14 protein-coding genes and 1 riboswitch are annotated in these 14,522 nt (G+C 42.5%); of the genes, 2 read left to right on the forward strand and 12 right to left on the reverse strand.

Annotated elements, in window-relative coordinates:
* From rpsI to GMD4S_RS02035, 11 genes are all read right to left on the reverse strand, one after another.
* The coding region (gene rpsI, locus GMD4S_RS01985) for a 30S ribosomal protein S9 (RefSeq protein ID WP_000075972.1) at positions 1-380 on the reverse strand (380 nt) is incomplete at its 3' end.
* 18 nt (positions 381-398) lie between these two features.
* Positions 399-845: a 50S ribosomal protein L13 gene (gene rplM, locus GMD4S_RS01990; RefSeq protein ID WP_001044624.1), complete on the reverse strand. Its 447-nt coding sequence runs from the start codon at positions 843-845 to the stop codon at positions 399-401.
* A gap of 210 nt (positions 846-1,055) precedes the next feature.
* Positions 1,056-2,255, reverse strand: a complete 1,200-nt coding sequence (locus GMD4S_RS01995) for an ABC transporter permease (RefSeq protein WP_001245393.1) — start codon at positions 2,253-2,255, stop codon at positions 1,056-1,058.
* Positions 2,252-3,145, reverse strand: a complete 894-nt coding sequence (locus tag GMD4S_RS02000; RefSeq protein ID WP_000895260.1) for an ABC transporter ATP-binding protein — start codon at positions 3,143-3,145, stop codon at positions 2,252-2,254. Before GMD4S_RS02000 ends, GMD4S_RS01995 begins: the two co-directional genes overlap by 4 nt.
* 250 nt (positions 3,146-3,395) lie before the next feature.
* Positions 3,396-5,801: a phenylalanine--tRNA ligase subunit beta gene (gene pheT / locus GMD4S_RS02005; protein ID WP_000961535.1), complete on the reverse strand. Its 2,406-nt coding sequence runs from the start codon at positions 5,799-5,801 to the stop codon at positions 3,396-3,398.
* Positions 5,802-5,877: 76 nt separating this feature from the next.
* On the reverse strand, positions 5,878-6,387 hold the full coding sequence (locus GMD4S_RS02010; RefSeq protein ID WP_000619930.1) for a GNAT family N-acetyltransferase: 510 nt from the start codon (positions 6,385-6,387) through the stop codon (positions 5,878-5,880).
* Positions 6,387-7,433 (reverse strand): phenylalanine--tRNA ligase subunit alpha, encoded by a 1,047-nt coding sequence (gene pheS, locus GMD4S_RS02015; protein ID WP_008289063.1) that lies wholly within the window; start codon positions 7,431-7,433, stop codon positions 6,387-6,389. The genes GMD4S_RS02010 and pheS overlap by 1 nt, the downstream gene beginning before the upstream one ends.
* A 311-nt stretch (positions 7,434-7,744) precedes the next feature.
* Entirely contained in the window at positions 7,745-8,164 is a 420-nt protein-coding gene (locus GMD4S_RS02020) for a hypothetical protein (protein WP_000867350.1), read from the reverse strand.
* A gap of 27 nt (positions 8,165-8,191) precedes the next feature.
* Positions 8,192-8,842, reverse strand: coding sequence for a phosphatase PAP2 family protein (locus tag GMD4S_RS02025; RefSeq protein ID WP_009013718.1), 651 nt, complete (start codon positions 8,840-8,842; stop codon positions 8,192-8,194).
* Complete coding sequence (locus GMD4S_RS02030; RefSeq protein WP_000185840.1) at positions 8,832-9,395, reverse strand: ECF transporter S component; 564 nt, start codon at positions 9,393-9,395, stop codon at positions 8,832-8,834. Before GMD4S_RS02030 ends, GMD4S_RS02025 begins: the two co-directional genes overlap by 11 nt.
* Positions 9,396-9,548: 153 nt before the next feature.
* A riboswitch (FMN riboswitch) is annotated at positions 9,549-9,767 on the reverse strand.
* Positions 9,768-9,807: 40 nt separating this feature from the next.
* Complete coding sequence (locus tag GMD4S_RS02035) at positions 9,808-10,311, reverse strand: tRNA (cytidine(34)-2'-O)-methyltransferase (protein WP_000181370.1); 504 nt, start codon at positions 10,309-10,311, stop codon at positions 9,808-9,810.
* 400 nt (positions 10,312-10,711) lie between these two features.
* Between GMD4S_RS02035 and trkA the strand changes: the two genes are divergently transcribed.
* Together trkA and GMD4S_RS02050 are read left to right on the forward strand one after the other, a co-directional pair.
* Positions 10,712-12,061: a Trk system potassium transporter TrkA gene (gene trkA, locus GMD4S_RS02045; RefSeq protein ID WP_000706815.1), complete on the forward strand. Its 1,350-nt coding sequence runs from the start codon at positions 10,712-10,714 to the stop codon at positions 12,059-12,061.
* A gap of 3 nt (positions 12,062-12,064) precedes the next feature.
* Positions 12,065-13,504, forward strand: a complete 1,440-nt coding sequence (locus GMD4S_RS02050; protein ID WP_001043432.1) for a TrkH family potassium uptake protein — start codon at positions 12,065-12,067, stop codon at positions 13,502-13,504.
* A gap of 88 nt (positions 13,505-13,592) precedes the next feature.
* Here the strand turns inward: GMD4S_RS02050 and GMD4S_RS02055 are convergent, their stop codons facing one another.
* On the reverse strand, positions 13,593-14,522 hold the full coding sequence (locus tag GMD4S_RS02055) for an ATP-binding cassette domain-containing protein (RefSeq protein WP_001291310.1): 930 nt from the start codon (positions 14,520-14,522) through the stop codon (positions 13,593-13,595).

Below are 14,522 nucleotides of genomic sequence, written 5' to 3' on the forward strand. Positions count from 1 at the left end.
AATTGTGATGCTTTACGAGCTTTCTTAAGACCTGGTTTCTTACGTTCAACTTTACGTGAGTCACGTGTAAGAAGTCCTGCGCGTTTCAATGAATCGCGGAAGTCTGGGTCTACTTGAAGAAGGGCACGAGCGATACCGTGACGGATAGCTCCTGATTGACCAGCGTATCCACCACCTACAACGTTAACGAAAACGTCGTATGAACCTACAGTTGAAGTAACTGCGAATGGTTGGTTGATAACAAGACGAAGGTCAGCGTGTGGGATGTACTCTTCAACATCTTTTTTGTTAACAGTGATTTTACCAGTTCCTGGAACAAGGCGAACGCGTGCAACAGCGTTTTTACGACGTCCAGTACCTGCATATTGTGCTTGTGACATACTTTATTGTTCCTTTCCTTAGATAAGTCCTGAAATATCAAGAACTTCTGGTTGTTGTGCAGCGTGAGTGTGCTCAGCTCCAACGAATACTTTCAATTTCATACCTTGAGCGCGACCAAGAGTATTGTGTGGAAGCATACCTTTAACTGATTTTTCGATCAAACGTACTGCATTTTTAGAACGAAGTTCACCAGCAGAGATTTGTTTCAATCCACCTGGGTGGTTTGAGTGAGTGTAGTAGATCTTATCAGTTGCTTTTTTACCAGTCAATTTAACTTTTTCAGCATTGATAACGATTACGAAGTCACCTGTATCAGTGTGTGGTGTGAATGTTGGTTTGTTTTTTCCGCGAAGTACGCTAGCAACAACTGCTGAAAGGCGTCCAAGAGGTACATCAGTTGCGTCAACAACGTACCATTTGCGTTCTACTTGGCCTGGTTTAGCCATGAATGTAGTTTTGTTCATGATTTCTCCTATATGAATATCGTTTTTGTTTACAGGGCGGATGTTCCGGTCCGCGGGGTATTTGAAAGGTTCCGGGGCCTTACAAATGGGGTAAACAATACCGTCTACTATCATACCAAATTTCACTACTAAAAGTCAATAGATATGAAAAATATTTTTGCCGATTTCAGTGTTTAACATCTAGAAAAACCTCGCTTTTGCGAGGCTTTCCTATTTATAAGCTAAGGCACGTTTAAAGGTTTTCCAGATTCCCAAATCATCTGTTTGAAGGACTAGACTAGCATACATGCGTCCGATAAAGGCTGTTGCAGTGACTGCAAAAACAACCGTTATGGCAAGCGAAATCCAAGCTTCCAGACCACTGGCATACCCATTTATAGCTCTAAATGGCATAAAGAAGGTCGAGATGAAAGGAATATAGGAACCAATTTTCAGAACTAAATTGTCCCCAGCAACACCTAGAGAGGTCACACCGACAAATCCTGCTATAATCAAGATCATCAATGGCGACAAGGCCTTTCCTGAATCCTCAGGGCGAGAAACCATAGAGCCTAGGAAGGCTGCTAAAACAACGTACATAAAGAGACTAACCAAGACAAACAATAAGGTATTGAGCGAGAAGGCCTCTCCTAGATGATTTAAAATTCCAGATTGTGCCAAGATAGGGATATCTTTAAAGAGCAGAATAGCAGCCAGCCCACCCACGACGTAAATGCCAATATGAGTCAAAATCACAAGAAGCAGAGCCAGCATGCGAGCGTAGAAATAATGACTTGCTCGGATACTAGAGAAGACCACCTCCATGATTTTGGTTCCTTTCTCGCTAGCCACTTCCTGAGCAGTGACACTAGCATAGGTAATCAAAATCATATAAAGGAAGAAGCCAAGCCCTGCGGCAGCAATGGTTTGAACAATTTTTTTGTTTTCCTTAGATTCATCAATCTTCTCAGTAAAATCAACGGTTTGACTCAGACGTTTTTCCTGTTCTTGAGACAAATTGGCTGCCGAACGATTGAGTTGGTATTGCAGTTCGTTTAACTTATTGGTTACTGCTAGTTTGATGCCTGTTTCAAGAGAAGTTTCACCATGATAGACGGCCTTGAGGACACTGTCCTCTTGGTCAATGGTTAGGTAACCCTTGATTTTCTCATCCTTGATAGCAGCCTGGGCACTGGCTTCATCCTTATAATCAAAGTTGATACCATTGGTACCCTTGAGCCCTTCTTCCACAGATGGCACAGTTGTTACTACTGCTATCTTGCTATTCTTGGCCATAGAAGACCCTTGGAGAAAGCCGATTCCTACAGATAAGGCTAAAAAGAGGAACGGCGAAATCACCATAAAGAAGAAACTCCACGACTTGACATGTCGAAGATAGGTTTCCTTCATTACAACCCACATATTTCTCATACTTCCACCCCTGATTCTAGTTTAAAGATTTCATCGATTGTTGGAGCCTGTTGGTCAAAGGTCGCAATATATTGACCTTGAGTGAGGATGGGGAAGAGTTCCCTTCCAGCACTTTCATCATCTAGGATCAATTTCCAACTACCTTGCTTGGTCAAGCTCACCTGTTTGACGTGAGGAAGTTTTTCCAATTCTTCCTTGCTTTGTTCACTTGAAACAAAGAGACGTGTTTTCCCATATTGATTACGGACATCCTGAACTGGTCCATGCAAGACCACACGCCCGTCACGAATCATCAGAATATCATCGCAAAGTTCCTCAACGTTGGTCATGACATGGTCAGAAAAGATAATGATTGCACCGCGCTCTTTCTCTTTTAAGATGACCTGCTTGAGCAACTCAGTATTGACTGGATCCAAACCACTAAAAGGCTCATCCAAGATAATCAAGTCTGGCTCATGGATTAGGGTGATAATCAGCTGAATTTTCTGCTGATTCCCTTTGGAGAGGCTCTTGATTTTGTCGGTCAATTTGCCCTTCACTTCCAATTTTTCCATCCATTGAGGGAGTTTTTCCTTGACTTCCTTAGCATCCATACCTTTTAGAGTCGCCAGGTAGCGAACTTGCTCAAGGACTGTCAACTTGGGCATGAGACTGCGTTCCTCAGGCAGATAACCAATCCGTGCATAGGTTTCCTGACGAATCTCCTGCCCATCCAGACTGATCTCTCCTTGATACTCCAAAAATTTCAACATACTGTGGAAAATCGTTGTTTTCCCAGCACCATTCTTCCCGACCAAGCCCAGAATCCTTCCTGGACTTGCCTGAAAATCGACACCAAACAAGACTTGCTTGGGACCGAAACTTTTCTCTAGATTTCTTACTTCTAACATTTTCCACCTCCGAGATATGTTGCACTTATTATACTCCTTTTTGATAGCCTTTACAACGATTTATGTCCATTTTATCGGATTATAAATAGCAAAAGTATCCTATCTCTAATAAATTTAAGTGCTTCAGCGATAGCTTTAGTATAACTCATTAAAGACTTTCTGAGATGGCTTCCTCCTCAACTATCGCTTTTCTCTTCTGAACTGTCCTTTTGAAACTAAAAATCCACCCCGAGGGATGGATTTTAGACTATTAACGCACTTCTGCATTCACTTTTTCTTCGAGTGATGCTTGGATTTTTTCCATATAGCGTGCGACTTCTTCGTCTGTTAAGCTATCTTCTGGATTTTGGAAGGTCAAGCTATAGGCCATTGACTTCATGCCAACTCCCAGTTTTTCGCCTGAGAAGACGTCAAAGAGTTTGATATCTGTCAAACGTTTCACGCCTCCAGCTTGGATAGCGTCTACAACTTCTTGATGAGTGACTTCTGCCTTGAGGAGTAGAGCCATGTCACGACTGACTGCTGGGAATTTAGTGATTTCTACAAATGGAGCAGCTGGTTGAAGGGCAGCTTCGATGGCGGAAAGGTTGAGCTCAGCTACATACGTTTCTGGAATATCGTAGGCCTTGGCAGTGACTGGATGCACTTGGCCAAGGAAACCAAGAACTTGGTCGCCGAGTGAAATCACGGCTGTACGTCCTGGATGGAGACTTGCAATCTCAGCTGTTGCTGTATAAGTCACTTCTAGTCCCAAGCGAGTAAAGAGCGCTTCAAGGATTCCCTTAGCATAGAAGAAATCAACTGGAACTGCTGCCGTTTGGAAATCTTTTTCTGCAACCAAGCCTGTTAAGGCAAAGGCAAAACTGTTGATTTCGTTTGGTAATTCTTCTTTTGGATTGCCTGTTTGTTCAAAGACTTTTCCAATCTCGTAAAGGGCCAAGTTTTTGTTCTTACGCGCTACGTTGTAAGCAACTGTATCAAGGATACCTGAGACCATATTTTGGCGGAGGACAGAACGGTCCACTGTCATTGGCCACATGAGTTCTGTAAGGTTACTTGGTTGAGCTGTGAACTCAACTGCTTTTTCAGGCGTTGTCAGAGCGTAGGTAATGATTTCTGTCAAACCTGCTCCTTCAGCGATGGTACGAACTTGGCGACGCAATTTTTGTGTCGCAGTCAATTCGCCAGCTGTACCGTCATCTTTTGGAAGACTAGTTGGCAAGCGATCATAACCATAGATACGAGCGATTTCTTCAAAGAGGTCCGCTTCGATGGTGATATCCCAACGACGACGTGGAACGCTGACTGTAAAGCTTTCTGCATTGCCAGAAAGGCCAAAGCCAAGACGACGGAAGACATCTTCCACATCAGCATATGAAAGCTCCGTACCAAGGACGCGGTTAACGTCAGCCAGAGTCGAAGAAACTTCTACATCAGAAGTATCAAGCGCTCCTGCTGAAACGATGCCCTTACGCACCGTCGCACCTGCAAGATCAGCAATCATGCTCGCTGCCGCATCAAGGGCTTCGTTAACAGTTGCCACATTGATGCCTTTTTCAAAGCGAGAAGATGATTCAGAACGCAGATTGAGGCGTCCGCTAGTCTTGCGAATCGATTTGCCATTGAAAACAGCCGCTTCAAGGACAACACGACTAGAATTTTCAGAGATTTCTGTTGCTTGACCACCCATAACACCTGCAAGGGCTACTGGCTTGTCTGCGACAGTAATGACTAGGTCATTTGTTTCCAAGTCACGTTCTTCACCGTCCAAGGTCACTAATTTTTCACCAGCACGCGCTCCACGCACACGGATGTCAGTCCCTTCAAAGGTATCCAAGTCAAAGGCATGCATAGGCTGACCAAAGTAGAGCAGGATATAGTTGGTCACGTCTACAACGTTGTTGATAGGACGAATCCCTTCATTCATAAGAAGGTTTTGCAACCATTGTGGACTTGGTGCGATGGTCACATTGTCCAAGATACGGGCTGCATAGTAAGGCGCCTTGTCTGTTTCAATGCTGACAGAAAGGGCATCTGCTGCAGCTTCATTTGTTTCTATTAAACTGAATTCTTTAAAGTTGACTGCCTTGTCATAGATGGCTGCCACTTCGTACGCTACTCCACGCATAGATAGAGCGTCTGCACGGTTTGGTGTGATAGAAAGTTCGATGATTTCATCATCCAAGTCTAGGTAAGAAAAGACTTCGTCCCCAGGAACAGCATCTTGAGGCAAGATTTGAATACCATCTGCGAATTCCTTTGGTACAACTGAGTCAGAAATACCTAATTCACCAAGTGAACAGATCATTCCAAGTGACTCTAAGCCACGGATTTTCCCTTTTTTAATCTTGTAATTGTCAGCAATACGAGCTCCTGGAAGAGCCACCATAACCTTAATACCAGCACGCACATTCGGTGCACCACAAACGATTTGACGTGCTTCTTCTTCGCCAACGTTAACCTGACAAACATGGAGGTGAGTTTCTGGCACATCTTCGCAAGACAAGACCTCACCGACGACAATTTTTGAGAGACCAGCAGCAGGTGATTCCACACCTTCGACCTCAATCCCTGTAGTTGACATTTTTTCAGCCAACTCTTGTGATGGCACATCAATGTCCACCAATTCTTTTAACCATTTATAAGATACAAGCATAATTTAGTTCTCCAGAATGACAGTTGCCACTCTAGTTCTTTTCCTTTCCTATCATTTCAATAGAAGAATCCTCTTCTTACCTTAATTTCTTTTTCAGTAACCAATCTGTATCTACTTTTTGACCAACCATAAAACTATGTTGGCTAAATTTCTCAAAACCATATCGGTTATAAAACGCTTGAGCTTTTGTATTATGCTCCCAAACACCTAACCAAGCCCAGGAAAAACTATTTTTGGTAGCAAGTTCAAGAGCGAATTCAAACAGTTGCTTACCTAGTCCAAATCCTTGGAATTTTTGTAGCACATAGAGGCGTTGAATTTCAAAAGCATCCTCTAATTTTCTCTCAGTCTGAGCACTTCCCCAGTTGACTTTGAGAAAACCAGCTATCTCCTCTTCATGCATAATGAAATAGGTTTCGGAATCTGGATTTTCCAACTCAGTTGACAAAACTCTGAGACTATAAGTCTTTTCAAAGTATTCCTGTAACTGCTCTTCCGTATTATCATGAGCAAATGTTTCACGAAAGGTTTGTTTGGCAATTTTGGACAACGCCCCAATATCTGCCTTTTCTACTTTTCTAATCATTATTTAAACTGTTCTGAGAAGCGGACATCGCCTTGGTAGAACCCACGGATATCATTGATTCCGTAGCGGAGCATAGCGACACGCTCTTGTCCAAGACCAAAGGCAAATCCAGAATAAACAGTCGCATCGATTCCACTCATTTCAAGGACACGTGGGTGAACCATACCGGCCCCCATAATCTCAATCCAACCTGTTTTCTTACATACGTTACAGCCTTCTCCACCACACTTGAAGCAGGAAACATCCACCTCAACAGATGGCTCTGTGAATGGGAAATAAGATGGACGCAAACGGATCTGACGTTCTTCACCGAACATCTTTTGGACGATCAACTGAAGCGTTCCTTGAAGGTCTGCCATAGAGATGTTTTTCCCAACAACCAAGCCTTCGATTTGGTGGAACTGGTGACTATGGGTTGCATCGTCCGTATCACGACGGAACACACGTCCTGGTGAGATCATCTTCAAAGGACCTTTTGAAAAATCATGAGCATCCATAGCACGCGCCTGAACTGGTGACGTGTGAGTACGGAGTAAGATTTCTTCTGTGATGTAGAAAGTATCCTGCATATCGCGAGCTGGGTGATCTTTTGGAAGGTTCATACGCTCGAAGTTGTAGTAGTCTTGCTCTACTTCAAAACCATCCACGACTTGGTAACCCATCCCAATGAAAATATCTTCGATTTCTTCACTGGTTTGTGTCAAAACGTGACGGTGACCAGTCGCAACTGGGCGACCTGGAAGTGTTACATCGATGCTCTCACTTGCTAGTTGAGCTTCTACTTTCTTTTCTTCCAAGAGCTTAGCTGTTTCTTCAAAAGCCGCTGTCAAAACATCACGCGCTTCATTAACGTGTTTCCCGATGATTGGACGCATCTCAGCAGAGACATCCTTCATCCCTTTGAGGATTTCCGTAAGGGAACCTTTTTTACCAAGGACAGAGACACGCAAGTCTTGCATCTCTTTTTCATTTTCAGCAGTAATCTGCTTCAAGCTAGCCAGCGTTTCTTCGCGAAGCGCTTTTAATTGTTCTTCAATAGTTGACATAATTCCTCCATCAGTCTCTCGTAGATAAAAAGAAAACCACATGCCAAAAACTCCACTCGGAGCGTTGACACGCGGTACCATCCGTTTTCATCTGACAAGTCAGACCTTCATTTCTAAATCCATGCGCAAGTGAATTCACCCAGCTTTCATATAGAGAGCTTGCAGTCACGGCTCTCCTCCCTGATATACTTCCCTTGAGTTACTAGTCTTGCGGATTCCTATTCAATTACTACTTAGTTTATCAGATTTTTAGTTAAAAAACAAGTTAGATTAGACTAATTTCAATATAAAAAGGAACAAGACACAATGCATTACCTATTTGTAGGATCTGTTTCACCTGCTTTCCTTTTCAATAAAAGAGTTGCTGCTTGATTAAAACCATCACACCAGTTATACCATTTTGCTTCATACTCATCTTGAGATACGATATGATTTTTTAAATCCAGAACAGAGTAAATCTTTCTTTCCTCACAAGCTTGCGCATAGAGATAATACAGTTCATCGCCACCATCTCTATCCCACTCAGCAGAAATCGTATCCCTACCTGCCAATAAAGCCTGATAAGCCCTGTGATGCCCGTCTGTAATCAACAAGCAGTCTCCGAATGCAAGAACACTGATTGGAGCAACATTGATTATTTCTACCGACTGATAAAGCATCTGGATATCTTGTAACTTCTTTTCTGATAAGTATAGTTGAGTCGGATGGAGATCTGTTATATTGACTTTCATTTCTTTTTCCTCAAAGGAATTTGATGCTCACTTCTGCTTGCCTTTAAATCGCCATTGGAAGCGAAGCTTGTCATAGAAAGGAAATTCGATAAACAAGACTCCCAAGCCCACACAGAAACTGGCAAGAACATCTGATGGATAGTGAACTCCCAGATAGACCCGAGATAGCAGCACACTGACTAGGTAGACCCCAAGGACGATTTGCACAATTTTTCTCAAAACCGGATCTTTAATCCGTTGACTGAGAATGACAATCAAAGTCCCTACCATCAGCGTCACTGCCAGAGAATGCCCGCTTGGGAAGGAAAATCCCTTCTCCTCTACCAAGTGTAAGATAGCTGGTCGTGGGCGCTGGTAAATATTTTTAAAGGTCACAATCAAAAGACCGGCTAAGGCTAGATTGCCCGCCATGAAGTAGCTTTCTATCTTCCACTGCTTACGATAAAAGATAAAGGCTGCGATGGCAACCCAGGTAATGATTACTGGGATATCAATCAAATGCGTAAGGGCACGGAACAGAACCGTTAAATAATCTGGCAAGTCCCCACGAAGGGCAGTCTGAAGCGGTTGATCAAAACCGACCAGCGTTTCAGGATAGAACTTAACCATATAGCCAAGAAGGACGAAAAGTAAAAGGGCAAAACTGCCCTTCATTAAAAATGTTTGTTTATCTCTCATAATGTTTTAAGGTTGGTTTCAAGAGGACGTATAACAACCAGAATGAAACGGCAAAGATTAAACCTTCAATCAGGTTAAAAGGTAAAACCATGGTCATCAAGTAGTTAGAAAGTCCTATAATTTCTCTAATATCAAAGTTGGCAAACTGCGCGTATAAAGGAACCGCATAGACATAGTTGAGAACCAACATGGCAGCAGTCAATCCAATAGTTCCCGCCAGAGATGCCAGTAGGAAACGAAGGGTGCTGCGTTCCTTTTTCCAAATCAAACCAAAGACGATAACAAAAACTCCCAAGGCTACGATATTCATTGGCAAGCCAATGTAGGTATTCACTCCTTGGCTATTCAGAAGCAACTTCAAGAGTGAGCGAAGCAAGAGAATGCCTAAAGCAGCTGGCAAATCCATCACCACCAAACCCAAAAGGACTGGCAAGATACTAAACTCGATCTTGAGGAAGGTTGCCGCTGGCAAGAGCGGAAAGTCAAAGTACATCAGCACAAATGAAATGGCTGATAAAATCGCAATGGTCGAAAGTCGACGTGTGTTTGTCATAACAGGTTCCTCCAATTTTCTATAAAATCAGAAGAAGTTGGAAAGGATTCCTCTATCTATTCTCACTTTTTATATCCCAAAAGTTCCCTCTCACTCTGTTGAGCAAGCGGTTGCAATTCATCTATAAACTCATCAGAACAGACAAAGCCATTCTTTCGTCTTCTCCCATCCAGACTATACTGTCGGTTGTGGAATCGCACCACATCAGCTTGCGCTCGCGGACTTCTTTAACTAAGATTTTTTTGGATTAATCTAGGCGTCGCAGTCGAAGATAATACTTAAGTATATCGAGACAAGACAACGAAGAGTAAGCCAAAATAGCTAGTTAAAGTCACCGCCGGTCGGGAATCTCACCCAGCCCTGAAGACCCCTTTATCATAACAAAAAACGCTTGCAAGTGCAAGCATTTTGTTTATTTCAATTTATCCGCTTCATAGGTGTGAACGAGCTCTAAACCAGCAAAATTTTGTTGACGAAGAGCCTCATAGACAATCATGCAGACCGTATTAGACACATTGAGGCTACGGACATGTTCATCATTCATAGGAATACGGAGAGCCTTCTCTGGATGTTCACGCATAAAGTCCTCTGGCAAACCCTTATCCTCACGTCCGAAGAGAAAATACTGATCTTCACCGCTTGCCAAATTTGCCTCAGAATAGACCTTTTCTGCAAATTTCGAAATCAGGTAGACTTGCCCTTTCATCTGAGACATGAAATCTTCCAAACTGTCATAAAAATAAATCTCTAACTTATCCCAGTAGTCCAAACCAGCCCGCTTCATCTTGCGATCATCGATAGGAAAGCCCATAGGCTTGATGATGTGGAGGGGAGAATTGGTCGCAGCGCAAGTACGCGCAATGTTACCTGTATTTTGTGGAATCTGAGGTTCAAATAATACAATGTGATTTGTCATGACTGGCTTCCTTTTATCATTGCAAAAAAATAGCCACACTGCCCGGAGTCAAGCTCAGCAAACAGCGTGGTTAAGGCATCGTTAACTTACCTCACAACAGGTTTGAAGTAAATCAGCGAAACTACTTTCTTAGTATAACACTTTCAGAATCATTGTCAATAGAAATGACTTGATTTTTTTACTTTTTTTGATGATATTTTCATGTTTGGTCATTCCCTTTCTGAAAAGGTATAGTAAAAGAGCCAAATCACTTCAAATCGGAGACATCGTTATAGAAATTAAGCAAATGTATCTTCAAAACGTGAAAAAGGCCTTTCTTCCCTTAAAAATCGCCTTAGCAAGTGCATTTTTTGCTAAAAAAGGGTATGATAGTTACATCATGAAAAAGTAGGTTTTTTATATGAAAATTGTCCTCGTTGGTGGAGGGAAAGTTGGTTTCGCCCTCTGTCGTTCACTGGTTGCAGAAAACCATGACGTTGTCCTCATCGAACAAGATGAGGCTGTCCTCAATCACATTGTCAGTCGCTATGATATCATAGGTCTCCTTGGAAATGGGGCTGACTTTGCCATCTTGGAGCAAGCCAGTGTTCAAGAGTGCGATATCTTTATCGCCCTAACCGAACACGATGAAGTGAATATGATTTCAGCGGTACTTGCTAAAAAAATGGGCGCTAAAGAAACCATCGTTCGGGTTCGAAATCCTGAATACTCTAATGCCTATTTTAAAGAGAAAAATATTCTTGGATTTTCACTTATTGTTAATCCAGAGCTCCTGGCAGCGCGTGCGATCTCAAATATCATTGATTTCCCTAATGCCCTCTCTGTCGAACGATTTGCTGGAGGTCGGGTCAGTCTCATGGAGTTTGTTGTCAAGGATTCTAGCGGTCTTTGTCAAATGCCAATCTCTGACTTCCGTAGAAAGTTTGGGAATGTCATTGTCTGTGCTATGGAGAGAGATCATCAACTGATGATTCCAAGCGGTGATGTTATTATCCAAGACAAGGATAGGATTTTTGTTACAGGAAATCGCGTAGATATGATGCTTTTCCATAACTATTTTAAATCTCGTGCAGTGAAAAGCTTGCTTATCGTTGGAGCTGGAAAGATCGCTTATTATCTACTCGGCATTTTAAAAGACAGTCGCATTGATACCAAGGTCATCGAGATCAATCCTGAAAGAGCTCGTTTCTTCAGCGAAAAGTTCCCCAATCTCTATATTGTCCAAGGGGATGGAACTGCAAAAGACATTTTGCTGGAAGAAAGTGCTCCCCACTATGATGCAGTCGCAACCTTAACTGGGGTTGATGAGGAAAATATCATCACCTCAATGTTTCTTGACCGAGTTGGCGTCCATAAGAATATCACCAAGGTCAACCGAACAAGCCTTCTAGAGATTATCCACGCGCCTGATTTTTCGAGTATCATCACACCAAAAAGCATCGCAGTGGATACCATTATGCACTTTATCCGTGGTCGAGTAAACGCTCAGTATTCAGATCTTCAAGCCATGCACCATCTCGCAAATGGTCAAATTGAAACTCTCCAATTCCAAATCAAGGAAGCTAATAAAATGACTGCCAAACCTCTATCACAGTTGAAATTGAAAAAAGGGGTTCTCATTGCAGCCATTATCCGAAAAGGAAAAACAATCTTCCCTACTGGAGAGGATATGCTTGAGGTGGGAGACAAGTTACTCGTGACGACCTTATTGCCAAATATCACCAAAATTTATGATTTGATTGAGAGGTAAAAAATGAATAAAAGTATGATTCGTTACCTCCTCTCAAAACTTCTCTTGATTGAGGCTGTTCTTCTCTTAGTTCCTGTTAGTGTAGCGATCTATTACCAAGAATCCAGTCAAGTATTTATCGCTCTCTTTTCTACGATTGGAATTTTAGTCCTTCTCGGTGGTCTAGGCGTTTTACGGAAACCGAAAAATCAGCGGATTTATGCCAAGGAAGGGGTCTTAATTGTTGCTCTCTGTTGGATTCTATGGTCTTTCTTTGGTGGCCTCCCCTTTGTCTTTTCAGGACAAATCCCAAGCGTCATTGATGCCTTCTTTGAAATCAGCTCTGGATTTACGACTACAGGAGCAACTATCCTAACAGATGTTTCCATTCTTACTCGTTCCCTCCTCTTCTGGAGAAGTTTCACCCACTTGATTGGAGGGATGGGGGTACTCGTCTTTGCACTTGCCATTATGGACAATGCCAAGAATAGTCACTTGGAGGTGATGAAGGCTGAGGTCCCTGGTCCTGTCTTTGGTAAGGTCGTATCCAAACTAAAAAACACTGCCCAGATCCTCTATCTGCTTTATCTGGCTCTCTTCTCCCTTTTTGTGGTTATCTACTACCTAGCAGGCATGCCTCTCTATGATAGTTTTGTCATCGCTATGGGAACGGCAGGAACTGGGGGCTTTACCGTCTATAACGACGGAATTGCCCACTATGGTAGCTCACTCATCACCTATCTAGTTAGTATCGGAGTTCTGGTTTTTGGAGTTAACTTCAATCTCTACTACTACCTCATGCTCCGTCGGGTTAAGGCTTTCTTTGGAGATGAAGAACTACGAGCATATATCATCATTGTCCTAGTTTCTACCGGCTTGATTACGCTTAATACGCTCCACCTCTACCAAGGTGTCTCTAAAAGTGTTGAAATGGCCTTCTTCCAAGTTTCCAATATCATCACAACAACAGGTTTTGGTTACGGAGATATTACCAACTGGCCCCTCTTCTCCCAATTTATCCTCCTCTTCCTCATGGGAATCGGTGGATCAGCTGGCTCAACTGCAGGTGGTCTTAAGGTGATCAGAGGACTTATCCTCTCTAAAATCGCAAAAAATCAGATTTTGTCCACTTTATCTCCTCACCGTGTTTTGACTCTACACGTCAATAAAACTGTGATTGATAAGGATACCCAGCACAAAATTCTTAAATATTTTGCTATCTATATGATGATCATTCTCTCTCTCATCTTTATCGTCAGTCTTGATAGTAATGATTTTCTAGTCGTGACCAGTGCGGTCTTCAGCTGTTTTAACAATATCGGACCTATTCTAGGCACAACCTCGAGTTTTGCCATCTTTAGTCCCATCTCTAAAATCCTCCTCTCCTTTGCAATGATTGCAGGTCGCTTAGAGATATACCCAATTTTGCTGCTCTTTATGAACCGTACCTGGTCTAAACGTTAATTACAATACAATCCCCCTTTTACAAGCTAGTAGAAGGGGAATTTTTCTATTAAAAATGAGAAGACCTTTCGGTCCTCTCCTAATTTGTTTAATCTTTAAGAACTTTCTTGTAACGAGCAAGTTCTGCTTGGTTAGCCCAAACATAGTGACCTGGACGAATTTCTACCATAGATGGCTTATCTGTCTCATAGTCATGTTGGTCAGGATCGTAAACTTTCAAGACCTTCTTGCGTTCCAAGATTGGATCTGGAATCGGTACAGCAGATAGAAGTGCTTGAGTGTATGGGTGGACGGGATTGTTAAACAACTCCTCTGTCTCCGCCACTTCGACGATAACTCCCTTATAGATAACCGCGATACGATCTGAGATAAAGCGAACAACTGACAAGTCATGCGCGATAAAGAGATAGGTCAAGCCCAACTCTTTTTGGAACTTCTTGAGCAAGTTCAAGACTTGCGCACGCACTGATACGTCCAAGGCTGAAATTGGCTCATCCGCAATAACGAAATCAGGTTCCATCACAAGGGCACGGGCAATCCCGATACGCTGGCGTTGCCCACCAGAAAACTCATGTGGATAGCGGGTCAAGTGTTCTTTCAAAAGTCCAACTTCATGAATCATCTTTTGAACTTTTTCTTTTCGATCTTCTTCATCTTTAAACAAGTGGTAGTTGTAAAGACCTTCAGAGATGATATAGTCAACTGTTGCACGCTCATTCAAGCTCGCTGCAGGGTCCTGGAAAATCATCTGGATGCGACGGATCAAGTCTGATGATTCCTTATGAGATTTTTTCCCATTAATCTTATGACCATCAAAGATGATCTCACCTTTACTAGTATTATTTAGACCAATAATGGCACGACCAATCGTTGTTTTCCCGCTACCAGACTCACCAACAAGAGAGAAGGTTTCTCCCTTGTTGATAAAGAAGTTGGCGTTTTTAACCGCAACAAACTTCTTACTTCCTTCACCGAAGGAAATTTCTAAATCTTTAATTTCTACTAATTTTTCAGACAT

The organism is Streptococcus sp. GMD4S, assembly GCF_000296955.1.